This is a genomic window from Cellulomonas sp. NPDC058312 (genome assembly GCF_042880135.1).
Taxonomy (GTDB): domain Bacteria; phylum Actinomycetota; class Actinomycetes; order Actinomycetales; family Cellulomonadaceae; genus Cellulomonas.
The window spans coordinates 880,249-902,167 of record NZ_JBHVZE010000002.1 but is presented as its reverse complement, the minus strand read 5'-3'; the positions used below and the strand labels follow the sequence as shown (position 1 = coordinate 902,167).

Sequence of the window (21,919 nt, the reverse complement as noted above, 5' to 3'; positions counted from 1 at the left end):
GGCGTACGAGACATCACGAGGGCGTACGCCGTGGAGTACGCCCTCGTGGTGTCTCGTGCGCCCTCGGGAGCGGGAGCGGGAGCGGGAGCGGGAGCGGGAGCGGGAGCGGGAGGGAGTGGGGGTGCAGGTGGGCGAGGGCGGCTCGGTGCGTGCGGGTGCGGGGAGGGTCGAGGGGGAGGTCCTCGAGGTGCCAGCGGGTGCCGGGGGGTGGGGTGAGCGGGCCGGGGGTGGCGTGCTCGACCGTGATGCTGCCCGCGACGTCCGTGACCCGCAGCGACCTCGGGTCGACCGCGAGGCCGGTGCCTGCCGCCTTGAGGACCGCCTCCTTGCGGACCCAGGTCACCAGCAGCCCGCCGGGCCCGGGGGCGGGAGGCTCGCCGTCGGCCAGCACGACGTCCGGGCGCAGGCCCGCGCCCGCGGTCGTCGGCTCGAGGTCGATGCCGACCGGGCCCGACGCGACGGCGACCGCGACCAGGTCCGACGTCCGGCTCAGCGACAGGTGCGGCGCGGCGGCGCCGTCGGCCCGGGTGACGCGGGGGACGCCGTGGGCGGTGCTGCCGCAGCGGGGGCAGCGGCGGTCGACGCGGACGGCGGCGGGGTCGACGCCGCAGACCTCCGCGACGACGAGCCGGGCGAGCAGCAGGACGGAGGCGACGGCGTCGCGCTCGGGTGCGGGCGCGCGGTCGAGCCGGGCGCGCTCACCGGCGTCGAGGCGCGGGAGCAGGTCCGCCGCGGGCCGGACCGGAGCGGTGCGGACGACGGGCGCCGGCTCGGGGCGGGGGAACGGCACGCGTCCATCATCGACGACGCCCGGCCGCCACCCGTGCGGGGCGGCGGCCGGGCGTGGCGGTCCGGGGCGGGTGGACGTCAGGCGGTGACGGCCTCGCGCGTCGTCTCCCGGGCGGTGAACCGGCGCACGGTGCCGCGGACGCCGACGTCGCTGCGCCGGGCGAGCGCGAGGCCGACCACCAGCGCGCCGAGCAGCGGGCCGACGCCGCACGCGACCATGCCGGTACGGGCGCCGAGGTGCTCGCAGATCCACCCGATGAGGGTGCCGGACACGGCCTGCGCGCCGAGCAGCACCAGCACGTAGAGCGCCATCACCCGGCCGCGCAGGTGCGGGGCGACGGTCGTCTGGACGAGGGTGTTGCTGCCGGTCAGGTAGAGCAGCGTGACGACGCCGGTGCCGATGAGCACCGCGATGAACAGCGGTCGGCTCGGGGCGGCGGCGGCCAGCAGCTGCAGCACGCCGATGCCCGCGGCGAGCAGCACGAGGTGCGTGATCCGGCTGCCGCGGCGCCGGGTGGACAGCAGCGCGCCGCCGAGGGCGCCGACCGCCAGCATCGACGTCAGCAGCGCGTAGCCGCCGGCGTCGGTGCGGAACACCTGGTCGGTGTAGGCGGCGAGGACGGTCGCCATGTTGACGCCGGTGACCGCGACGAAGCCGACCAGCACGACCGACCACAGGATCCGCGGGCTGCGGCGGACGTACGCGAGCCCCTCGCGGAGCTGGCCCTTGGCGCGGGCGACGACGGGGGTGGCGGTCAGCTCGGACGCGCGCATCACGGCGAGCAGCGACACGGCGGCGAAGCACGCGGCGCCGTTGACCAGGAACGTCCAGCCCTCGCCGACCGCGGCGATGAGGCCGCCGGCGACCGCGGGGCCGACCAGACCGCCGAGCTGGAACACCGCGGAGTTCACGCTGATCGCCTGGCGCAGGTGCTGCGGGCCGGCGATCTCGTGCACGAACGCCTGCCGTGCCGGGTTGTCGAACACGGTCGCGAGGCCGGAGACGAACGCGGCGAGCAGCACGTGCCACGCCTGGACGTGCCCGGACAGCGCGAGCACGCCGATCGCGAGCGTCGACAGGCCGAAGACCGTCTGCGTGACCATGAGGACGCGCCGGCGCGGGTAGCGGTCGGCGACGACGCCGCCCACGAGGCCGAGCAGCAGCATCGGGACGAACTGCAGCGTCACGGTCAGGCCGACCAGGGCGGCGGACCCGGTCAGGCTCAGCACCAGCCAGTCCTGCGCGACGCGCGCGGCCCAGCCGCCGGTGTTGGTGAGCACCTGGGAGGCCACGTAGAGCCGGAAGTTGCGGACGCCTAGCGCGGCGAGCGTCGCGTTCCGGGGGCGGGGCGTCGCGGCTGCCGCGGCGGCGTCCGCCGGGGTGTCGACGGCGACGGCGGGGCGGCGGTGCAGCGCGAGCCGGGGCCGGTGCCGGGTGGCGGCGGTGCCGGTCGTGCCGGGGCCGGCGGGCCGGGCGGCGGGGGCGGCGGGGGCGGGGCGACGGGTGCGGGTCGGGGACAGGGACGGGCGACGAGCCGAGGGCACAGGTGTTCCTAGCTGGTGGTACGCGAGAGGGTGAGGTGCGGAACGGATCCGGGACGAGTCAGTACCCCCAGGCTACGGCTCGGCGCCTCATTTTTCGACGTCATGACGGCTATCAGTGCCATGATGATCCGTAATGATCGAGCGGTGTCCACGCAGGTCGTGGGCGGTATGTCCGAACCGGAGGAATGGCGTGTTTGACCCCGACCAGCTCCGCACTTTCCTCGCCGTTTCCGAGACGTTGAACTTCACGCGCGCCGGGGCCCGCCTGGGGCTGTCGCAGCCCACGGTGAGCCAGCACATGCGCAAGCTCGAGGACACCGCCGGACGCCGGCTGCTCGACCGCGACACCCGCGGCGTCGCCCTCACCGACGACGGCCAGGCGATGGCGACGTTCGCCCGGACGATCCTCGCGGCCCACGACGAGGCCACCCGGTACTTCACCGGGTCCGCCATGCACGGCCGCCTGCGGTTCGGCGCCGCCGACGACCTCGCGCTCGCGCAGCTGCCCCGGGTGCTGCGCGACTTCCGCCGGCTGCACCCCCGGATCAACCTCGAGCTGACCGTCGCGCAGAGCGGCGCGCTGCACCGACGGCTGCGGGCCGGCCAGCTCGACCTCGTCTACATCAAGGAGGCCACCGGCCACGCGGAGGGGCAGCTCGTCCGCCGCGACCGGCTGGTCTGGGTCGCGCTCCCCGGCACCCCCGTCGACCCCGACGCCCCCGTGCCGCTCATCACCTACCAGGGGACGTCGCTGACCCGGCAGGCCGCCGTCGCCGCCCTCACCGAGGCCGGCCGGCCCTGGCGGATCACCTGCAAGACCGTCGAGGTGAACGGCGTGCTCGCCGCCCTGCGCGCGGGCATCGGGATCGCCGTCCTGCCGCAGAGCCTGCTGCCCGACGACCTCGTCCAGCTGCCCGCCGGGCTGCGGCTCCCGGAGCTCGGGGACGTCGACATCACCCTCGTCGCGAACCCGCAGTCGCCGCGCGAGCCGATCGAGGCGCTGACGAGCGCGATCCTCGGGAACGCGCCGCGGTAACCTCTGCGCGGCCCCGACCACGGAGCCGACCAGACCAGCCCCGAGGAGCGCCCCGTGCCCAGCGTCGACTACTTCCTGTCCGGCTCGCCCGACGCGGCCCGCGCCGCGCTCGTCGCCGCCATCGAGGAGCACGGGTTCGAGGTCGTCACCAACCCCGACGGGTCGTGGGGGGTGTCCCGCGGCAGCGTCGCGATGACCGCGCTGTTCGGCGCCCTCGCGGGCCGCAAGAAGCAGCGCCTGGTGTACGCCGTGCAGCACCTCGACCACCAGGGCACGCCCGTCGCGCGGTTCTTCCGGGAGTCCGGCGCCGGGGTCATGGGCGGGGCGATCGGCGTCAGCCGGTCCGACGACGTGTTCCGCGAGGTCAGCGAGGCCGTCGCCGCGCACCTGCACGGGCAGGGCCACCTGGCGCACCTGGTCCGCGGCGCCTGACACCCGCGCGACCCCCGTCGGGAATCCGCCGGACACACGCGCTGGTTACGCTCGACGCAGGCCCGTGACCGAGCGGGCAGCCGTACGCGAGGGAGATCGTTCACGTGGCACAGGGTGTGGTGGCCGAGGGCCTGCAGGTCGGGTACGCGGCGATGCTGGAGCAGTTCCATCCGACGGAGGCCGTGGAGCTGTCCGCCTACGCCGAGTCCCAGGGGTTCCTCGGCACGATGGCGGCCGACCACTACCAGCCGTGGGTCCCGCAGCAGGGGCAGTCGGCGTTCGTGTGGAACGTGCTGTCCGCGCTCGGTGAGCGCACGACGGGGGACATGGGCCCGGGCGTGACCGCGCCGACGTTCCGCTGGCACCCGGCGATGGTCGCGCAGGCGTCGGCGACGCTCGCCGCGATGTACCCGGGCCGGCACTGGCTGGGCCTGGGCTCCGGCGAGGCGCTGAACGAGCACATCACCGCGTCCTACTGGCCCGAGGCCCCCGAGCGGATCAACCGCATGTTCGAGGCCATCGAGATCATCAAGAAGCTGTTCTCGGCCTCCCTGGCGGGCAAGGACGTCAAGCACGCCGGGCAGTTCTACAAGCTCGAGTCGACCCGGCTGTGGACGATGCCGGAGGTCGCGCCGGAGATCCTGGTCGCCACGGCCGGCCCCGTCACCGCGAAGCGCGCCGGTCGGCACGCCGACGGCCTCATCACCGTCGGGGCGCCGCTGGAGAAGATCAGCGGCCTGTTCGGCAAGTTCGACGAGGGCGTGCGCGAGTCCGGGCGCGACCCGCAGGACCTGCCGAAGGTCCTGCAGCTGCACCTGTCGTGGGCGGGTACCGACGAGGAGGCCATGACCAACGCGATGGTCGAGTGGCCCAACGGCGGCATGAAGTTCCCCAAGGGCGACATCCGCTCGCCGTTCGACTTCGCGCAGATGGCCAAGCTCGTGCGCCCCGAGGACTTCGAGGGCCGCATGGTCATCTCGGCGGACCCCGACGTGCACCGCGCCGAGATCCAGAAGTACGTCGACCTGGGCTTCGACCGCATCTACCTGCACAACGTGGGCCGCAACCAGCGCGAGTGGATCGACGTGTTCGGCCGCGACGTGCTGCCGAAGCTGGTGCGCTGACCGTGCACGGCTCGTCCGCGGCGGACCTCCTCACCGCCTGGGGCGTCCCCGGCATCGGCGAGGTCCGCCCGGGCGACGACCTGGCCGCGCTGCTCGGTGACGCCCTCGAGGCCGACGCCGAGGCGCGCCCCGCCACGACGCTGGCGGACGGCGACGTCCTCGTCGTGACCAGCAAGATCGTGTCCAAGGCCGAGGGGCGCGTCGTGCGCGCCGCCGACCGCGAGGCGGCGATCACCGCCGAGACCGTGCGCGTCGTCGCGACCCGCGAGCACGCCGCGGGCGTCACCCGGATCGTCGAGAACCGGCTCGGGCTGGTCATGGCCGCCGCCGGGGTGGACGCGTCCAACACCCCCGACGGCACCGTCCTGCTGCTGCCCGAGGACCCCGACGCCACCGCTCGCGCGCTGCGGGTCGCGCTGGCCGAGCGGTTCGGCGTCCGCGTGGGCGTGCTCGTCTCGGACACCGCCGGTCGGCCGTGGCGGCAGGGGCAGACGGACATCGCCATCGGCGCCGCGGGCGTGCGGGTGCTCGACGACCTGCGCGGCACGACCGACACCCACGGGCGCGCGCTGCAGGTCAGCGTCGCCGCGCTCGCGGACGAGATCGCCGCCGCCGCCGAGCTCGTCAAGGGCAAGGCCACCGGGGTGCCGGTCGCCGTCGTGCGGGGCATGGCGCACGCCGTGACCGCCGAGGACGGCCCCGGGGCGCGGGCGCTGGTCCGGGTCGGCCCGGACGACATGTTCGCCGAGGGCACCGCCGAGGCGTACGCGCGCGGCTGGAAGGACGCCGCCGGCTCCGACGCGTGAGCCTCGCGGGCCCGCGGTCGGCGCCGGGCTAGCATCGCCACGCACGGCCGCACGCCGGCCCGGGCACGCACTGCAGGGGACGACCAGGAGGAGGCCCGTCGTGGCTGACGGCGAGAAGTTCACGTACGGCGGCGGCACCTGGGGCGGCGACCCGGCCGCGACCCCGAGCCTGACCATCGAGGTCCAGCACGGCGACATCGCCGTCATCGACTACCTGCCGTCGCCGACCGCCGCCGGCCGGTTCTACCTGGGGTTCCAGCCCCGGGACTTCTTCGACAACCCGGACGAGAGCGCGCCGGTCGACATCGACGCCGAGGCGGAGTGCTTCGCCGCGTGGGCCGAGCTCGTCGGTGCCGAGGACGTGCAGCCGAACGAGGTGCGGCGGCTCATGGCCGTCGAGGGCGGCGAGCCGGACGACACGTTCGTCGAGGAGACCGTGGTGCGCCTGCTGCGCCTGGTCAACCTGCCGCTCCCGGACGGCCTGCACGCCTGACGCGGTCGAGCCGACCGGGCCCGGGGTGGTGCCGGGCCCGGACGGTCGGGTCAGGCCAGGGGCGTCTGGGCGGCGATCTGCGCCGACTGGCCCGTCGCGCCGGGCTCGCCCGCCGCGATCGGCTCCGCGATGACCGCCGTCCCGTAGGCGCAGACCTCGCTGAACTGGCCGATCGCCCCGGTGTCGAACCGCATCGCGACGATCGCGTTCGCGCCCCGCTGGGCGGCCTCGGCCGTCATCCGGCGCATCGCCTCGTGCCGGGACTCGTCGACGATCCGGGTGTACTCGGGGATCTCCCCGCCACCGATGGACCGGAAGCCCGCGGTGAAGTTCGAGCCGATGTTCGTCGAGCGGACCGTCAGGCCCATGACCTCCCCGAGGACCGCCTGCACGCGGTAGCCGGGGATCTCGTTGCTGGTGACCACGATCATGCGGCGATGCTGCCACGTCCTCCGAGGCGGGCGCGCCCGCCGCGGGGGTGACTCAGCCCTTCGCGGCGCGCGCGGCGGCCTTCGCGGCCTTCTTCGTCTCCCGCACCCGGCCCAGGGACTCCGGGTCCCGCACGTCGGCGATCGACCGCGGCACGTCATCCCCGTAGGCGCCCGCCGCCTCGCGCCAGCCCGTCGGCTCGACGCCGCGCTGCTTGCCGAGCAGCGCCAGGAAGATCCGCGCCTTCTGGTCGCCGAAGCCCGGCAGCGCCTTCAGCCGCTTCAGCACGGTGGCGCCGTCCGGGGTGCCCTCGGTCCAGAGGCGCGTCACGTCGCCGTCGTACTCGTCGACGACGGCACGCGCGACGGCCTGCACCCGGGCGGCCATCGACCCCGGGAACCGGTGCACCGCCGGCGGGGTCGCGCACAGGGCGGCGAACGCGTCGGGGTCGGCGTCCGCGATCCGGGCGACGTCGAAGCCGCCCATCCGGTCCGCGATCTTCGCCGGGCCCGCGAACGCGGACTCCATCGTCACCTGCTGGTCGAGCAGCATCCCGACCAGGAGGGCGAACGGGTCGGCGTCGAGCAGGCGGTCCGCGTCGGCGTCACCGGTCAGCCAGAGGGTCATGCGGCGATTCTCGCACCGCGGCGTCGGTACGGGCCCGACGTCACGGCCCCGCGGGGTCCGCGGGCACGCCGTGCGCCGTCGTCGCCGGCCACCGCAGGTCCGGGCACTCGGCCGCGGTGCGGCAGAACCGCAGCGGCTCGTGCGCGCCCCAGCCGAGGGGGATCGCGACGAGGCCGGTCAGGCACCCGGCGAGCACGAGGACCGACATGACGCGCTGCCGCAGCCGCACGGGTCCCACCGCCTCTCGCCCTCGCCCGGAGCGACCGCCGACCGGACGTCCACCTGTTCCATCGGCCGACCGAGGGTCCGGCGCTGGGGTCGGCGGCGGAACCACCCGGTCGGCGGGGGTACCGCCCGGCGTGGCGCGGTGCCACGATCGGGCGACCACCGAGGACGGGAGCGGGCCGTGGGCGAGGTCGCCGAGTACGTCGCGTCGCTGGACGGGGCGCAGCGGGAGCTGGTCGGGCGGCTGCTCGACCGGGCGCGCGATCGGGTGCCGGACCTCGAGGAGGGCACGTCGTACGGACTGGCGGCCCTCCGGTACCGGGGGCGGCCGCTGCTGAGCGTCGTCGCGGCGGCGTCGGGGTGCACCGCGTACCCGTTCAGCGCGGACGTCACCGCCGCGGTGCTCGCCACCCTCGACGGGTTCGACGCGACGAAGGGCGGCATCCGGTTCACGGTCGAGCGCCCCCTGCCGGACGCGGCGCTCGACGCCCTCGTGCAGGGGCGCCGGGCGGAGATCGACGCCGCCCTCGCCCGACCCCGACGCCGGACCCCGACCGCCGGCTGAGCGGCACGTCCGCGGCACCCGCGCGCCCGCGTAGGGTGCGGGGGTGCTGCACGCCCGGTGGGTCCTGGTCGTCCCGGTGAAGGACGCGAGCCGGGGCAAGACGCGGCTCGCCGACGTGCTGGAGCCCGGCGCCCGCGCCGCCCTCGTCCGGGCGATGGCGCTCGACACGGTCGAGGCCGTCCTCGCCGTGCCGCGGGTCGCCCGCGTGGTCGTGGTCACCGCCGACGCGCCCGTGGCCCGCGACGCCGCCGCGCTGCCCCGGGTCCGGGTGCTGCCGGAGCCCGCCGCCGCTGCGGGGGACGCGCCCGGCGGGTGGGCGTCGCTGGACCGGGCGGTCGCCGCCGGGGTCGCCGCCGCGCGCGCCGAGGCGCCGACCGCGCACGTCGGCGTGCTGCTCGGGGACCTGCCCGGGCTCGACCCGCGCGAGCTCGACGCTGCGCTCGCGGCCGCCGGGGCGCACCCGCTGGCGGTGCTGCCCGACGCCGACGGCACCGGGACGACCCTGCTGACCGCCCGGGCGGGGGAGCGGCTGCGCCCGGCGTTCGGCGGCGGGTCGGCCGCGGCCCACGCGGCGCTGGGGCACGCGACGATCGACCTGCCCGACGACACGACCCTCCGGCACGACGTCGACGTGCCCGCGGACCTGACGGCGCTGCTGGCCCGCGGCGTCGGCGGTCGGACCGGGGCGCTGCTGCGGCGGCTCGGGCCGCTGGGCTGAGCCGCCGGGCCCGAGGGGCCGGACCGCCGGGTCAGCGCCCGACGAGCGCCAGCGCCGCCGCCGCGATCCGGGCCGTCTCGGGGACGTCGTGCATCAGCGTGCCCGTCGCGGCGGCCCGCCAGCCGTCGGCCGCCAGCGCCGTCGCCGCGTCGGCGTCGACCGTGTCCACCAGCCACGCGTCGAGCACCCCGGGTGCGTCGGCGGGGCGCGTGCGGTCGCCGCGCAGGCCGTAGTGCCGGGCGACCGCCTCGGCGGTGGCGTCGACGCCGATCGTCGCCAGGCACTCGGCGGCCATCCCGCGCACGGGCGCGCCGCCCACGATCGGGGACACCCCGACGACGGCCGCGGAGGTCGAGGCCAGCGCCGCACGGACGCCGGGCACCGCGAGGACCGTGCCGACCGACACCACCGGGTTGGACGGCGGGAGCACCACGACGTCGGCGTCGGCGAGCGCGTCGAGCACCCCGAGCGCCGCCGACGCGGTGGCCAGCCCGACCTGCTCGAACCGCCGTGCGGGCAGCGCCGCGCGGTGCCGGACCCACCACTCCTCGAAGTGGATCAGGCGCTCGGGGTCGTCGACGACCACGTGGGTCTCGACGGGCTGGTCGGACATCGGCAGCAGCCGGACGCCCTGCGCGGCGAGGTCCCAGCGGCGCGTCAGGCGCTCGGTCGCCTCCGACAGCGTCAGCCCCTCGTGCAGCCACTGCGTCCGGGCCAGGTGGGTGGCGAGGTCCAGGTCGCCGAGCGTGAACCACTCCCAGCCGACGTCGTACGCGGCGAGGTCCGCGCTGACCCGGCTGGACTCGTCGCGGCGGCCCCAGCCCTGGTCCTCGTGGACGGCGCCGCCGAGCGTGTACATCAGCGTGTCGAGGTCCGGGCAGACGCGGACGCCGTGCAGCCACATGTCGTCGCCGGTGTTCGCCACGACCGTGACCTCGGCGGTCGTGCCGCCGCGCCCGTCGGGCAGCCGGTCGCGCAGCAGGGCCAGCAGGCCGCGGGTGAACCGGGCGCCGCCGACGCCGCCGGACAGGACGGTGATCTTCACGGTGCTCCTTCGACGGGGACGAGCGCGGGCACCGGACCGGGGTCGCCGAACGCGATCACCGGCCGGCCCGTGCGCGGGTGGGTCAGGACCTCGGCGTCGACGCCGTAGACGGCCCGCACCAGGTCGGCGGTCAGGACCTCGCGCGGGTCGCCGGCCGCGACCAGCCGGCCCTCGGCGAGCACCAGCACGTGCGCGCAGTACGCCGCCGCGAGGTTGAGGTCGTGCAGCGCGGCGACGGTGGTGCGGCCGAGGTCGCGGACGAACGCCAGCAGCGACAGCTGCGCGCTGACGTCGAGGTGGTTGGTCGGCTCGTCGAGCAGCAGCAGGTCCGGCTCCTGGGCGAGCGCACGGGCGATGTGGACGCGCTGCCGCTCGCCGCCGGACAGCGCGGCCCACGGCCGGTCGGCCAGGTGCGTCGCGTCGGCGGAGGCCAGCGCGCCGTCGACGGCCGCGGCCTCGGCGGTGTCCGTGCCCCACAGGGTCCGGTAGGGGATGCGGCCCAGCGCGACGACCTCGCGCACCGTCAGCGGGACGGTGGACGTCGACTCCTGCTCCAGCAGGGCGATCCGGCGCGCGCGCTCGCGGCGGGGCACGGTGTGCACGGGGACGTCGTCGACCAGCACCGCACCGGCCTCGGGGTCGAGCAGACCCGCGACCAGCCGCAGCAGGGTCGTCTTGCCCGCGCCGTTCGGGCCGAGCAGGCCGGTCAGCGCCCCGGACGGGGGAGTCGCGTCGACGCCGTCGACCACCCACCGGCCGCCGAGCCGGGTGCCGACGCCGGAGATCGTCAGGTCCACGCGCTGCCCCTCCCGCGACGTAGCAGCACCGCGAACACCGGGACGCCGATCAGCGCGGTGACGATGCCGACGGGCAGCTCGCGCGGGTCGAAGACCGTCCGCGCGCCGGTGTCGGCCCACACCAGGAAGATCGCCCCGACCACCGCCGCGACGGGCAGCAGCCGCCGGTGCGCGGGCCCGGTGAGCGCCGAGACCGCGTGCGGCAGCACCAGGCCGACGAACCCGATCGACCCGCTGACCGCGACCATCGCCCCCGTGAGCAGCGCGACGAGGGTCATCAGCACCCAGCGCGTCCGGTCCACGTCGATGCCGAGCGCGGCGGCCGCGGTGTCCCCGAACGCGAACGCGTCCAGCCGCACCGCGGACCCGACCAGCACCGTGCCGACCACCAGCAGCGCGACCCCGGCGATCGCCACCGACTGCCACGTCGAGCCGGCGAGCGAACCCAGGAGCCAGTTGAGGATCTCCCGGTAGGAGTCGCCGGTCGCGGACCAGAAGATCACGAACGACGTCCCCGCCGCCGCGAGCTGCGACACCGCGAGCCCCCCGAGCACCGCGCGGCCCGGGGTCAGCACGCCGCCGACCCGCGCGAGGCTCAGCGTGGCGACCAGGGCGGCCAGCGCCCCGGCGAACGCCGCCACCGGCAGCAGCAGCCCGACGCCCAGGACCAGCACCGCGACCGCCCCCAGCGACGCGCCCGACGACAGTCCCAGCAGGTACGGGTCGGCGAGCGGGTTGCGGGTGAGGCTCTGCATGACCGCGCCCGCCAGCGCCAGCCCCGCGCCGACGGCCGCGCCGGTGAGCACCCGCGGCAGCCGCAGCTCCCACACGATCGCGTCCGTCAGCACCGGCACCCCGCCGTCCGCGCCGGCCACCGGGCCCAGGCCCAGGTGCCCCGCGATGCTCCGCGCGACGTCCGCGACCGCGATGTCCGCCGGTCCGATGGTCACGGTGACCAGCACCGTGGCGACCAGCAGCAGCACGCCCACGACCAGGGTCGCCGGCAGCGGCGGTCGCCACGGCGCACGGGTCGCCGCGGGGGCGGCCGCGGTGCGGGGCGGGGTGGTGGTCATCGGCGGTCGGTCAGCCGTCCAGCGCGGCGAGCTGCTCGGACAGGCTGACGACCGCCTCGGCGTTGCGGACCCCGGCCTCCGCGGCCGGGAACGGCACGGTCAGGTACCGGTGCTCCTTGACCGCGGTCAGCTGCGCGGTCGCCGGGTTGCCCTCGAGCAGCGCGATCTTGCTGTCGGCGGTGTTCCAGGTCGCGTCGACCAGGACGATGACGTCGGGGTCCGCGGCGACGACCTGCTCCCAGCCGGCCGACGTCCAGGTGTCGTGCACGTCCGCGAAGATGTTGGTCAGCCCGGCGGCGTCCAGCATCATCTGCGGCGCGCCGATGCCCGCCCCGACGTACGGCGTGTCGGTCCCGGACGAGTACCAGAGCGCGGTGGTCTCCTCGGCCGGGGGCTCGACGCCGTCCAGGAGGTCCTGCTGCTCGGCGACGACCGCCTCGGCGCGGTCCTCGACGCCCATGATCGACCCGATCTCGCGGATCTCGTCGAACAGGCCGTCGAACGTCAGGGGGTCGGGCATGTACCCGTCCTCCTTGCACGCGGCGGGGGACACGTACGTGCCGATGCCCAGGCCCTGCAGCGCGGACCGCTCGCCGGCGCCGTCGTCGGAGAAGTTCGACTCCCAGCCCGCGTAGACGAAGTCGGGCTGCGCCTCGAGCAGCGCCTCCTGGCCGGGGACCTTGTCCGACAGCACCGGGACGGCGTCGTACGCGTCGGCGTAGGCGTCGGGCACCGGGCCGTCGGCGAACGCCGTGCCGACCAGGCGGTCCTCCAGCCCGAGGGCGAGCAGCATCTCGATCGACGTCGACTTGATCGCGACGACGCGCTCCGGCGGGCTGTCGACGGTGACCTCGGTGCCGCAGTTGTCGACGGTGACCGGTGTGAAGGCGCTCGCGGTGGCGCTCGCGGACGTGCTCGCGGCGGGCTGGTCGGCGGACGTGCCGCCGCAGGCCGCCAGCGCGGCGACTGTCAGCGCGGCGGGGGCGGCGAGGGCGAGGCGGCTGGCACGGGTGGTGCTGCTGGTCCTGGTGGTGCTGCGCACGGTGGGGCTCCTGACGGGTGCGACCCGGGCCGCCTCACGGCGGTGTCCCGGGTCGGTGCGGCCGCGCGCCCGTCGGACGCCGCGGTCCGACGGTGGACGGCTGGGGGCCTGCCCGCGCGCGAGGACGTCCGCGGGGGCGGGCCGGAGGGGAGGGGGTGCACGTCGCGCCCGGTGGCTGCGCCGCCCATGCGCGGGCGGCGACGTCCAGGCCACATCCGGCCTGGTCCAGCCCCCACCTTACGCCCGCCCCCGCCCCCGCCCCCGCCCCGCCCCGCCCCGCCCCCCGCCCCGCCCCGCCCCCGCCCCGCCGTCCGCCGAGATGGCACTCCTCGCCTGCGCGGGCCCCGGGCGCCACAGGCGAGGAGTGCCATCTCGGCGAGCGGGTCCGCGCGCAGCGCGTGGGGGCGTGCGCGCGCGGGGCGGCGGGTCAGGGGGTGGCAGCGCGGGCGAGGGCGTGGGCGACGCGGGCGACCTCGGAGGGGCCGCCGGACAGGGCGCCGACGGTGACGCGGACGTGGCCCGCGCCGGCGTCCGGGGGCGGGACGGCGCGGAACGGGCGGCCGCGGGCGACGCGGATCCCGGCGGCCTCCAGCCGGACGAGGGCGGTGGCCTCGTCGGCGACCGGGACCCACACGTTGATCCCGTCGCCGGGCTGGACCACGACGCCGTGCTCGGCGAGGGCGGTGCTGAGCGCGCGCTGCCGGGCGTAGTAGATCCGCCGGGCCTGGGCGACCGCGGCCAGGGCCTCGCCGTCGACGAGCAGGTCCGCGAGCAGGTGCTGCAGCAGCCTGCTGGTCCAGCCGGGGCCGAGCATCCGGCGCGCGATCACCCGGTCCAGCACGGCGGCCGGCCCGCCGACGGCCGCGATCCGCAGGTCGGGGCCGTGGGACTTGGAGTAGGACCGCACGTGCACCACCCGGTCGGGCAGGTGGCTGCCGAGGGAGACGTCCGCGGAGGACGCGATCTCCCCGGAGTGGTCGTCCTCGACGACGTGCACGTCGGCGGCGGGGTCGGCCGCGAGGTGCCGGCGGATGACGGCGGCGATCTCGCGGGCGCGGGTGGAGGTCATGCTGACGCCGGTGGGGTTGTGCGCGCGGGGTTGCAGCACCACCACCTCGGCGCCGGTCCGCAGCGCCGCCTCGAGGGCGTCGGGGCGCATCCCGTGCCGGTCGAGCGGGACGGGCACCCGCTCGAGGCCGAGCTGGTCGCACAGGTCGAAGATCGGCGGGAACGAGGGGTCCTCGACGATGACGCGCCCCCCGAACCCGGCGAGCTGCTCCAGGGTGCGGCTCATCGCGTCGACCGCGCCGTCGACGACGGTGACGCGCTGGGGCGTGAACGGCCAGGACGCGCGCAGCAGCCGCTCCAGGGGCTCGATGACCGGCGCGCCGAGGTAGGTGCCGGTCCCGGCGGCGGGGGTGCGGGCGGCGATCCGGCCGAGGGCGCGCTGCAGCGGGGGCAGCAGCTCGGGGTCGGGCGTGCCGGTCGACAGGTCCAGCCGGGACGCGGGGCGCGGGGGTGCGGCCGCGGGCTCGGGGACGGCGTCGACGCGGCCGCCGGCGGCCATGTCCCGGTACCGGGGCGGCAGCCACGACGCGGGCTCGGGCAGCACCACCGTCCCGGCGCGCCCGCGCGAGGTGACGAGCCCGACGGCGGCCAGCGCCTGCCACGCGCCGCTGACGGTCGCGGGGCTGACACCGAGGTCGGCGGCGAGCCGGCGCACCGTGGGCAGGCGGTCGCCGGGCTGCAGCTCGCCGCTGCGCACGAGGCGCGACACGGCGGCGGCGATCCCCCGAGGACTGCGGTCCTCCACGTGCTGGGCCACGTCCATGCCGGCCATCGTGCCGGGCGCCGCAGGGCCGCACCGACCGCCGCGACCACCGGCGCCGAAGTGTTTACAGCGCCGACACGCGCGTTCTCGCCGCCGAAACCGGCAGAAACGCCGCAGAAATGTTCAACCCCCAGAGTCACATTCCTCACCGGGGTCCGGCGCCCCGGTGGTCAGCCCCTCGAACCGCGGAGGTCCTCCATGTCAGTCGTGCGTGTCGCGTTCACCCAGGCCACCTGGACGGGCGACAAGGAGTCGATGATCCAGCTGCACGAGGACTGGACCCGGAAGGCCGCCGCCGAGGGCGCGCAGGTCATCGGGTTCCAGGAGCTGTTCTACGGCCCGTACTTCGGCATCACGCAGGACACGAAGTACTACGAGTACGCCGAGACCGTGCCCGGCCCGACCACCGACCGGTTCTCGGCGCTGGCCAAGGAGCTCGGCATCGTGATCGTGCTGCCGATCTACGAGGAGGACCAGCCGGGCGTGCTCTACAACACCGCGGCGGTCATCGACGCGGACGGCACCCTGCTCGGCACGTACCGCAAGCACCACATCCCGCACCTGCCGAAGTTCTGGGAGAAGTTCTACTTCCGTCCCGGCAACCAGGGGTACCCGGTGTTCGAGACCGCGGTCGGGAAGATCGGCGTGAACATCTGCTACGACCGGCACTTCCCGGAGGGCTGGCGGGTGCTCGCGCTGAACGGCGCGGAGATCGTGTTCAACCCGAACGCCACGGCGCCCGGCATCTCGAACAAGCTGTGGGAGGTCGAGCAGCCGGCGGCGGCCATCGCGAACGGCTACTACGTCATCGCCAACAACCGGGTCGGGCTCGAGGACAACGAGTACGGCGACGAGGCGGTGAACTTCTACGGCTCGTCCTACGCGGTCGGACCGGACGGCAACTACGTCGGCGAGGTCGGCTCGACGTCCGAGAACCAGCTGCTGATCCGCGACCTCGACCTGGACGTCATCCGCACGACCCGCGAGCGCTGGCAGTTCTTCCGCGACCGCCGCCCGGACGCCTACGGGCCCATCGTGGCGCCGTGAGCGGGGGCGACCGTTGAAGACCCTCATCACCGGCGGCACCGTCGTCAACGCCACCGGGCGCGGCGCGGCGGACGTGCTGGTCGACGGCGAGACCATCGTCGCCCTGCTCCAGCCCGGGTCGACGGCCCTGGGCGTGGACCTGAGCGCCACGGTCGACCGCGTGATCGACGCGACCGGGAAGTACGTCATCCCGGGCGGCATCGACGCGCACACCCACATGGAGATGCCGTTCGGCGGCACGTTCGCCTCGGACACGTTCGAGTCGGGGACGACCGCGGCGGCGTGGGGCGGGACGACGACGATCGTCGACTTCGTGGTGCAGTACCCGCACGAGAACCCGGTCGACCAGTTCGCGCTGTGGCAGGCCAAGGCGGCGGGGCAGTGCGCCGTCGACTACGCGTTCCACCAGATCCTGTCGGACGTGCAGGACTCGTCGCTGCACGCGATGGACGAGCTGATCGCCGAGGGCGTCACCAGCTTCAAGCTGTTCATGGCCTACAAGGGCGTGTTCCTGTCGGACGACGGGCAGATCCTGCGGGCCATGCAGAAGGCGTCCGACAACGGCGCGATGATCATGATGCACGCGGAGAACGGGTCGGTCATCGACACCCTCGTGCAGCAGCACGTCGCCCGCGGCGAGACCTCCCCGTACTACCACGGCGTCTCCCGCCCGTGGCAGGCGGAGGAGGAGGCCACCCACCGCGCGATCATGCTCGCCGACCTGACGGGTGCCCCGCTCTACATCGTGCACGTGTCCGCGAAGCAGGCGGCCGAGCAGATCGCCCAGGCGCGCGACCGCGGCCAGAACGTGTTCGGCGAGACCTGCCCGCAGTACCTGTACCTGTCGCTCGAGGACCACCTCGGGGCCACCGGGCAGGAGTGGGGCGAGTTCGAGGGCGCGAAGTACGTGTGCTCGACGCCGCTGCGGTCCAAGCACGAGGGCCACCAGCACCAGATGTGGAACAGCCTGCGCACGAACGACCTGCAGCTGGTGTCGACCGACCACTGCCCGTTCTGCATGAAGGACCAGAAGGAGATGGGCGTCGGGGACTTCTCGAAGATCCCCAACGGCATCGGCTCCGTCGAGCACCGGATGGACCTGCTGTACCAGGGCGTCGTCACCGGCGAGATCAGCCTGGAGCGCTGGGTGGAGATCTGCTGCACCACGCCCGCGCGGATGTTCGGCATGTACGGCAAGAAGGGCGTGCTCGCGCCCGGCGCCGACGCGGACGTCGTCATCTACGACCCGGACGGGCACACGTCGATCGGCGTCGGGAAGACCCACCACATGCGGATGGACTACTCCGCCTGGGAGGGCTTCGAGGTCGACGGCCACGTCGACACGGTGCTGTCCCGCGGCTCGGTGGTCGTCGACGGCGGCGCGTTCCACGGCCGCGCCGGCCACGGGCAGTACGTCAAGCGCGGCCTGTCGCAGTACCTCATCTGACACCCGCCCCCGAGACCGAGAGGAGACCCGGCATGGAGTTCGGCGTCGTCATGCAGAACGACCCGCCCGCGTCGCGCGTGGTCGACCTGGCCCGCCAGGCGGAGACCCACGGGTTCGACTACGTGTGGACCTTCGACTCGCACCTGCTCTGGCAGGAGCCGTTCGTCGTGTTCTCGCAGATCCTGGCCGCGACCCGCAAGGTCAAGGTCGGCCCGATGGTGACCAACCCGGCCACCCGGGACTGGACCGTGCTCGCCTCGTCGTTCGCGACGCTCAACGAGATGTACGGCAACCGCACGGTCTGCGGCATCGGCCGCGGGGACTCCGCGGTGCGGACCCTGGCCGGCAAGCCGTCCAACCTCGCGACGCTGCGCGAGTCGATCCACGTCATCCGTGAGCTGGCGAACTCCCGGGCGGTCGAGCTCAACGGCCGCACCGTGCAGTTCCCGTGGTCGAAGGGCTCGGAGCTGGAGATGTGGGTCGCCGCGTACGGCCCGCTGGCCCTGAAGCTGACCGGCGAGGTCGGCGACGGGTTCATCCTGCAGTGCGCCGACCCCGACGTCGCGTCCTGGATGATCCGCACCGTGCGGGACGCCGCCGAGGCCGCCGGGCGGGACCCGGACGCCGTGAAGTTCTGCGTCGCCGCCCCGATGTACGTCGGCGACGGCGACTCCCCGGCCGCCCGGGCGCACATGCGCGAGCAGTGCCGCTGGTTCGGCGGGATGGTCGGCAACCACGTCGCCGACATCGTCGCCAAGTACGGCCAGGGGTCGCAGGTGCCCACGGCGCTGACCGACTACATCGCCGGCCGGCAGGGCTACGACTACAACGAGCACGGCCGCGCGGGGAACTCGCACACCCAGTTCGTCCCGGACGAGATCGTCGAGCGGTTCTGCCTGCTCGGCAGCCCTCGCGAGCACGTCGAGAAGCTCGAGGCCCTGCGCGACCTCGGCGTCACCCAGTTCGCCGGGTACCTCCAGCACGACAACAAGGAGGAGACCCTGCGGCTGTACGGCGAGCGGATCATCCCGGCGATGGCCGAGCACGTCGTGGCCACCGCATGACGTCCGCCCGGGTGCTGCGGGTGCTGCGCCCGGCCGGCCTCGGGATCGCCGCCCTCGTCCTGCTCGCCGCCCTGTGGGAGCTGGTCAAGGCGGTCGTCCCCGACGACGGCTGGAGCATCGGGGAGCTGCGGCTGCTGCCGCGGACGACCGACCTCGCCATGCCGCACGTGTGGGAGATGGTCGCCCGGCTCGGCGACCCGCTGACCGCGCAGCCCGGCGCGGACCCGCTGTGGCTCGCCGTGCTGCGGGCCGGTGGCACCAGCCTGCGGATCGCCGCGGTGTCCTGGCTGATCGGGGTGGTGGTCGGGTTCGCGCTGGCGCTGCTGATGAGCCGGTTCCGGGTCGCGGAGTCCGCGGTGCTGCCGCTCGTCGTCCTCAGCCAGACCGTCCCGCTGATCGCGCTCGCCCCGCTGGTCAAGGGGTGGGGCAGCAAGCTCGAGCTCGGCTTCACCTGGGAGCCCTGGATGTCGGTGGCGGTGATCGCGTCGTACCTGGCGTTCTTCCCCGTCGCCGTGGGCGCGCTGCGCGGCCTGCAGTCGCCCGACACCCTGCACCGCGAGCTGTTCGACGGCTACGCGGCGTCCTGGACCCAGACCCTCATCCACCTGCGGCTGCCGGCCAGCGTGCCGCACCTGCTGCCCGCCCTCCGCCTGGCGGCCACGAGCGCCGTGCTCGGTGTCGTCGTCGCGGAGGTCTCGACCGGGATGCCCGGAGGTATCGGACGCATGATCCTCGAGTTCGCCAACTTCGCCAGCAGCGACCCCGCCAAGCCGTGGGCGCCGATCTTCGGCGCCGTGCTGCTGGGCCTGGTCGCCTCCGGGGCCGTCGCCCTGCTGGGCACCGGCCTGCGCCGGTACCGCCGCGCGGAGGTGACCGCGTGAGCACCCCGGCCCCCTCGACGACGGCCGCGGCCGTCCAGGTCACCGGCGTCGGCCGGGTGTTCGGTGCCGGCGAGCGGGCCGTCGCCGCGCTGGAGTCCGTGCACCTCACGGTCGGCGCCGGCGAGTTCGTCTCGCTGATCGGCCCCTCCGGGTGCGGCAAGTCCACGCTGCTGCGGCTGGTCGCGGACCTGGACCGGCCCACCAGCGGCACGATCGACGTGTTCGGCCGGTCCGCCGAGCAGGCGCGGCTCGGCCACGACTACGGCATCGCGTTCCAGCAGGCGGGGCTGCTGCCCTGGCGCACGGTCCGCGGCAACATCGAGCTGCCGCTGTCCCTGCACGGCGTCGGGCGCGCGGGCCGTCGGCAGCGCGCCGACGAGATGCTCGCCCTCGTCGGCCTGACCGACTTCGCCGACCACTACCCGGACCAGCTCTCGGGGGGCATGCAGCAGCGCGTCGCCATCGCCCGGGCGCTCGCCGAGCGGCCCAGCCTGCTGCTGATGGACGAGCCGTTCGGCGCGCTCGACGAGATGACCCGGGAGCGGCTGCAGTCCGAGCTGGTGCGGATCTGCGCGGAGACGCAGGCGGCGGTCGTGTTCGTCACGCACTCCATCCCCGAGGCGGTGTTCCTGTCCGACCGCGTCGTGGTGATGTCCGCCCGGCCCGGGCGGATCGCGGGGATCGTCGACGTCGGCCTCGGCCGGTCGGGGGAGCGCGGCGACGGGCTGCGCGAGGACGAGGCGTACTTCGGCGCGGTGACCGCCGTCCGCGAGGCCCTGCACGGCGGGTCGGGCGCGGTCCCGGCCCGCGGGGTGGAGACGCGGTGACCGGGCGCTGGGCCCGGGTCGGGCACCGGGCGGCGCCGGTCGTCCTGCTCCTCGCGCTCCTCGCGGCGTGGCAGGCGGTCGTGACGCTCGGCGACGTGCCGGCGTTCCTGCTGCCGAGCCCGGTCGACATCGTCCGCGAGCTCGTCGCGTTCGCGCCCACCATCGCGTCGGCCGCTCTGGTCACCGGGACGAACGCCCTGGTCGGTCTGGTGGTGGGGGCCGTGGTCGCCATCGCCGCAGCGGTGCTGGCCTCGGCCGCGCGGGTCGTCGACGCGCTGCTGTCGCCGGTGGTCGCGGGGCTCGCGGTGGTGCCGATCGTGGCGCTCGCCCCGGTGCTCTACACCATGTACGGCGCGTCGGTGGAGACGGGGCGGCAGATCGTCGTGGCGATCGCCGTCGCCGTGCCGGTGTTCGTCACCACCCTCCGGGGGCTGCGCCAGGTCCGCCCCGTGCACCGCGACCTGATGCGGGCGTACGCCGCGACGCCCCGCCAGGCGGTCCGGGCCGTCACGATCCCGACCGCGCTGCCGTTCGTGTTCACCGGTCTGCGGCTCGCGTCCTCGCTCGCGGTGATCTCGGCGATCGTCGCCGAGTACTTCGGCGGGCCGCGCTCCGGCATCGGGTCGTTCATCACCACGGCCGCGGCGGGCAGCAACTACGCCCGCGCATGGGCGTACGTCCTCGGCGGCGTGGTCGTCGGGCTCGTGTTCTACGGCGCGACCCTCGCCCTCGAGCGACGCGGCAGCCGCGGGGCCCGGCCGACCTGAGCCGGCCCCACCAGACGTCCCGCGGCGGGGGTCCCGCGGGTCGACCCACCCCACCTGCCGACGGCGCCAGGCGGGCACGCACGTGCAGCGCACCACCCGGAAGCAGGACGGAAGGGGACGACATGAGGAACAGCAGGCGCACCCGGATCGGCATCGGCACGCTCGGGCTCGTCGCGGCGCTCGCGCTCGCGGGCTGCGGCGGCTCCGACGACACGGCCGCGGGGGACGAGACCAGCGCGGCGGGCTCCGACGGGCTCACCCCCGTCAAGCTGCAGCTGCAGTGGCTCACCCAGGCGCAGTTCTCCGGCTACTACGCCGCCCTGGACCAGGGGTTCTACGAGGACGCCGGCCTGGACGTCGAGATCATCCCGTCCGGCGGCGACATCGTCCCGCAGGACGCGCTCGCCAACGGCGAGGTCGACTACGCGATCGCGTGGGTGCCCAAGGTGCTCGGCTCCATCGAGCAGGGCGCCGACATCACGAACGTCGCGCAGATCTTCGAGCGGTCGGCCACGCTGCAGGTGTCGTTCGCGGACGCCGGGATCGACTCCGTCGCGGACCTCGAGGGCAAGTCGATCGGCTCCTGGGGCTACGGCAACGAGTGGGAGCTGTTCGCGGGCCTGAACAAGGCGGGCGTCGAGGACTTCAGCATCGTCCAGCAGGCGTTCGACATGAACGCGTTCCTCGCGGGGGACATCGACGCCGCCCAGGCGATGACGTACAACGAGTACGCGCAGCTGCTCGAGACCGAGAACCCCGAGACCGGCGAGCTCTACCAGCCCGAGGACTTCTCGGTCATCGACTGGAACGACGAGGGCACGGCCATGCTCCAGGACGCCATCTGGGCGGACGCCGGCCGGCTCGCCGACGACCCGGAGTACGCCGAGACCACCGTCGCGTTCATCAAGGCGTCCCTGCAGGGCTGGATCTACGCCCGGGACAACGCGCAGGAGGCCGCGGACATCGTCACGGCCGCCGGCTCGACGCTCGGCACCAGCCACCAGCTGTGGATGACGAACGAGGTCAACAAGCTCATCTGGCCGTCCACCAGCGGCGGCATCGGGACGATCGACGACGCCGCGTGGGACGCCACCGTCGAGATGGCCAAGGCCACGTCCAACGAGACGGGCGCGACCATCATCACGGCCGACCCGCCGGAGACGGCCTACACCAACGAGTACGTGCAGCAGGCGCTGGACGAGCTCACGGCCGAGGGCGTCGACGTCGAGGGCGCGGACTTCGCGCCGCTCACCGTCGAGCTCCAGCCCGGCGGGAACTGACCCACCGACCGCCCGGGCCGGGGGTGCCG

At 75.0% G+C, this 21,919-nt stretch carries 24 protein-coding genes; 14 read left to right on the top strand and 10 right to left on the bottom strand.

The features are described 5' to 3' along the window. Positions 1-13 precede the first annotated feature (13 nt). Positions 14-790 carry a 4'-phosphopantetheinyl transferase family protein gene (locus tag ACFVXN_RS08680; protein ID WP_389230332.1) on the bottom strand — a complete coding sequence of 259 codons (777 nt, stop codon included), beginning with the start codon at positions 788-790 and terminating at the stop codon, positions 14-16. Between the two features lie 77 nt (positions 791-867). Then, on the bottom strand, positions 868-2,334 hold the full coding sequence (locus tag ACFVXN_RS08675) for an MFS transporter (protein WP_389230329.1): 1,467 nt from the start codon (positions 2,332-2,334) through the stop codon (positions 868-870). 190 nt (positions 2,335-2,524) lie between these two features. Here ACFVXN_RS08675 and ACFVXN_RS08670 point away from each other — a divergent pair, with 190 nt between their 5' ends. From ACFVXN_RS08670 to ACFVXN_RS08650, 5 genes are all read left to right on the top strand, one after another. Further along, on the top strand, positions 2,525-3,370 hold the full coding sequence (locus ACFVXN_RS08670) for a LysR family transcriptional regulator (RefSeq protein ID WP_389230326.1): 846 nt from the start codon (positions 2,525-2,527) through the stop codon (positions 3,368-3,370). 54 nt (positions 3,371-3,424) lie between these two features. Further along, positions 3,425-3,802 carry a hypothetical protein gene (locus tag ACFVXN_RS08665; protein WP_389230323.1) on the top strand — a complete coding sequence of 126 codons (378 nt, stop codon included), beginning with the start codon at positions 3,425-3,427 and terminating at the stop codon, positions 3,800-3,802. Positions 3,803-3,906: 104 nt separating this feature from the next. After that, positions 3,907-4,926, top strand: coding sequence for a TIGR03557 family F420-dependent LLM class oxidoreductase (locus ACFVXN_RS08660; RefSeq protein ID WP_389230320.1), 1,020 nt, complete (start codon positions 3,907-3,909; stop codon positions 4,924-4,926). A 2-nt stretch (positions 4,927-4,928) separates the two neighbouring features. Continuing rightward, the gene (locus ACFVXN_RS08655; protein ID WP_389230317.1) at positions 4,929-5,732 is read left to right on the top strand and encodes a coenzyme F420-0:L-glutamate ligase; all 804 of its coding nucleotides are present in this window, start codon (positions 4,929-4,931) and stop codon (positions 5,730-5,732) included. Between the two features lie 100 nt (positions 5,733-5,832). Continuing rightward, positions 5,833-6,225 (top strand): hypothetical protein, encoded by a 393-nt coding sequence (locus tag ACFVXN_RS08650; RefSeq protein WP_389230313.1) that lies wholly within the window; start codon positions 5,833-5,835, stop codon positions 6,223-6,225. A 50-nt stretch (positions 6,226-6,275) separates the two neighbouring features. Here the strand turns inward: ACFVXN_RS08650 and ACFVXN_RS08645 are convergent, their stop codons facing one another. Genes ACFVXN_RS08645 through ACFVXN_RS08635 form a run of 3 tightly spaced genes read right to left on the bottom strand, consistent with a single transcriptional unit; the run spans position 6,276 to position 7,519 of the window. Continuing rightward, the gene (locus ACFVXN_RS08645) at positions 6,276-6,656 is read right to left on the bottom strand and encodes a YbjQ family protein (RefSeq protein ID WP_389230310.1); all 381 of its coding nucleotides are present in this window, start codon (positions 6,654-6,656) and stop codon (positions 6,276-6,278) included. Positions 6,657-6,708: 52 nt separating this feature from the next. Continuing rightward, positions 6,709-7,281, bottom strand: a complete 573-nt coding sequence (locus ACFVXN_RS08640; RefSeq protein WP_389230307.1) for an HhH-GPD-type base excision DNA repair protein — start codon at positions 7,279-7,281, stop codon at positions 6,709-6,711. 40 nt (positions 7,282-7,321) lie between these two features. Beyond that, positions 7,322-7,519 carry a hypothetical protein gene (locus tag ACFVXN_RS08635; RefSeq protein WP_389230304.1) on the bottom strand — a complete coding sequence of 66 codons (198 nt, stop codon included), beginning with the start codon at positions 7,517-7,519 and terminating at the stop codon, positions 7,322-7,324. Positions 7,520-7,687: 168 nt separating this feature from the next. Between ACFVXN_RS08635 and ACFVXN_RS08630 the strand changes: the two genes are divergently transcribed. Both ACFVXN_RS08630 and cofC read left to right on the top strand, forming a co-directional pair. Further along, positions 7,688-8,071 (top strand): iron chaperone, encoded by a 384-nt coding sequence (locus tag ACFVXN_RS08630; protein ID WP_389230301.1) that lies wholly within the window; start codon positions 7,688-7,690, stop codon positions 8,069-8,071. 43 nt (positions 8,072-8,114) lie between these two features. Then, entirely contained in the window at positions 8,115-8,789 is a 675-nt protein-coding gene (cofC, locus tag ACFVXN_RS08625; RefSeq protein ID WP_389230298.1) for a 2-phospho-L-lactate guanylyltransferase, read from the top strand. 31 nt (positions 8,790-8,820) lie between these two features. On the opposite strand, the gene cofD is transcribed toward cofC, so the two are convergent. The 5 genes from cofD to ACFVXN_RS08600 form a co-directional block, all read right to left on the bottom strand. Beyond that, complete coding sequence (cofD, locus tag ACFVXN_RS08620; protein ID WP_389230295.1) at positions 8,821-9,834, bottom strand: 2-phospho-L-lactate transferase; 1,014 nt, start codon at positions 9,832-9,834, stop codon at positions 8,821-8,823. Continuing rightward, positions 9,831-10,631 (bottom strand): putative F420-0 ABC transporter ATP-binding protein, encoded by an 801-nt coding sequence (locus ACFVXN_RS08615; RefSeq protein ID WP_389230292.1) that lies wholly within the window; start codon positions 10,629-10,631, stop codon positions 9,831-9,833. Before ACFVXN_RS08615 ends, cofD begins: the two co-directional genes overlap by 4 nt. Beyond that, the gene (locus tag ACFVXN_RS08610) at positions 10,622-11,704 is read right to left on the bottom strand and encodes a putative F420-0 ABC transporter permease subunit (RefSeq protein ID WP_389230289.1); all 1,083 of its coding nucleotides are present in this window, start codon (positions 11,702-11,704) and stop codon (positions 10,622-10,624) included. Before ACFVXN_RS08610 ends, ACFVXN_RS08615 begins: the two co-directional genes overlap by 10 nt. A gap of 10 nt (positions 11,705-11,714) precedes the next feature. Then, complete coding sequence (locus ACFVXN_RS08605) at positions 11,715-12,746, bottom strand: putative F420-0 ABC transporter substrate-binding protein (protein ID WP_389230286.1); 1,032 nt, start codon at positions 12,744-12,746, stop codon at positions 11,715-11,717. 427 nt (positions 12,747-13,173) lie between these two features. Then, a complete protein-coding gene (locus ACFVXN_RS08600; protein ID WP_389230283.1) occupies positions 13,174-14,577 on the bottom strand; it encodes a PLP-dependent aminotransferase family protein in 1,404 nt (467 codons plus the stop codon). 198 nt (positions 14,578-14,775) lie between these two features. Between ACFVXN_RS08600 and ACFVXN_RS08595 the strand changes: the two genes are divergently transcribed. The 7 genes from ACFVXN_RS08595 (at position 14,776) to ACFVXN_RS08565 (ending at position 21,890) form a co-directional block, all read left to right on the top strand. Further along, entirely contained in the window at positions 14,776-15,624 is an 849-nt protein-coding gene (locus ACFVXN_RS08595; protein WP_147796250.1) for a nitrilase-related carbon-nitrogen hydrolase, read from the top strand. 13 nt (positions 15,625-15,637) lie between these two features. Next, on the top strand, positions 15,638-17,071 hold the full coding sequence (gene hydA, locus ACFVXN_RS08590; RefSeq protein WP_389230279.1) for a dihydropyrimidinase: 1,434 nt from the start codon (positions 15,638-15,640) through the stop codon (positions 17,069-17,071). A 32-nt stretch (positions 17,072-17,103) separates the two neighbouring features. After that, complete coding sequence (locus ACFVXN_RS08585) at positions 17,104-18,135, top strand: TIGR03842 family LLM class F420-dependent oxidoreductase (protein ID WP_389230276.1); 1,032 nt, start codon at positions 17,104-17,106, stop codon at positions 18,133-18,135. Continuing rightward, complete coding sequence (locus ACFVXN_RS08580) at positions 18,132-19,016, top strand: ABC transporter permease (protein WP_389230273.1); 885 nt, start codon at positions 18,132-18,134, stop codon at positions 19,014-19,016. Before ACFVXN_RS08585 ends, ACFVXN_RS08580 begins: the two co-directional genes overlap by 4 nt. Continuing rightward, the gene (locus tag ACFVXN_RS08575) at positions 19,013-19,843 is read left to right on the top strand and encodes an ABC transporter ATP-binding protein (RefSeq protein WP_389230270.1); all 831 of its coding nucleotides are present in this window, start codon (positions 19,013-19,015) and stop codon (positions 19,841-19,843) included. The genes ACFVXN_RS08580 and ACFVXN_RS08575 overlap by 4 nt, the downstream gene beginning before the upstream one ends. After that, a complete protein-coding gene (locus ACFVXN_RS08570; protein ID WP_389230267.1) occupies positions 19,840-20,610 on the top strand; it encodes an ABC transporter permease in 771 nt (256 codons plus the stop codon). Before ACFVXN_RS08575 ends, ACFVXN_RS08570 begins: the two co-directional genes overlap by 4 nt. A 122-nt stretch (positions 20,611-20,732) precedes the next feature. Beyond that, entirely contained in the window at positions 20,733-21,890 is a 1,158-nt protein-coding gene (locus ACFVXN_RS08565) for an ABC transporter substrate-binding protein (RefSeq protein ID WP_389230264.1), read from the top strand. The last annotated feature ends 29 nt before the right edge of the window (positions 21,891-21,919 follow it).